The organism is Pseudoalteromonas sp. SG41-5 (genome assembly GCF_014164495.1).
Classification (GTDB): Bacteria; Pseudomonadota; Gammaproteobacteria; order Enterobacterales; family Alteromonadaceae; genus Pseudoalteromonas; species Pseudoalteromonas rhizosphaerae.
This window is the reverse complement of the sequence record NZ_JACJFH010000294.1, coordinates 1-409: the sequence shown is the minus strand read 5'-3', so window position 1 is coordinate 409 and position 409 is coordinate 1. Positions and strand designations below refer to the sequence as shown.

3 tRNA genes are annotated in these 409 nt (G+C 42.8%); all 3 read right to left on the bottom strand.

Going from position 1 to position 409, the window contains the following annotated elements:
* Positions 1-42: 42 nt before the first annotated feature.
* Positions 43-117 (bottom strand) — tRNA-Gln (locus tag H5232_RS23690).
* A 40-nt stretch (positions 118-157) separates the two neighbouring features.
* Positions 158-242, bottom strand: a tRNA-Leu gene (locus tag H5232_RS23685).
* Between the two features lie 84 nt (positions 243-326).
* Positions 327-401: transfer RNA gene (locus H5232_RS23680), tRNA-Gln, on the bottom strand.
* Between the last annotated feature and the right edge of the window lie 8 nt (positions 402-409).

The window sequence follows — 409 nt, the reverse complement described above, 5'->3', positions numbered from 1 at the left end:
AGCTAGAGTTATTCTTTAACAACATTCTTTGGTAGAAGAAGTTGGCTGGGATACCAGGATTTGAACCTGGGAATGCCAGGATCAAAACCTGGTGCCTTACCGCTTGGCGATATCCCAACAAAGAAACAGTTGATAGTTTTAATTCTTATCAAGAACATGGTGCGGAAGGAGAGACTTGAACTCTCACATCCTAAGATACTGGAACCTAAATCCAGCGCGTCTACCAATTCCGCCACTCCCGCATAGTCCGTATAATTATATACGTTTTTGCTGTTTATACTCGTAGCTAGAGTTATTCTTTAACAACATTCTTTGGTAGAAGAAGTTGGCTGGGATACCAGGATTTGAACCTGGGAATGCCAGGATCAAAACCTGGTGCCTTACCGCTTGGCGATATCCCAACAAAGAA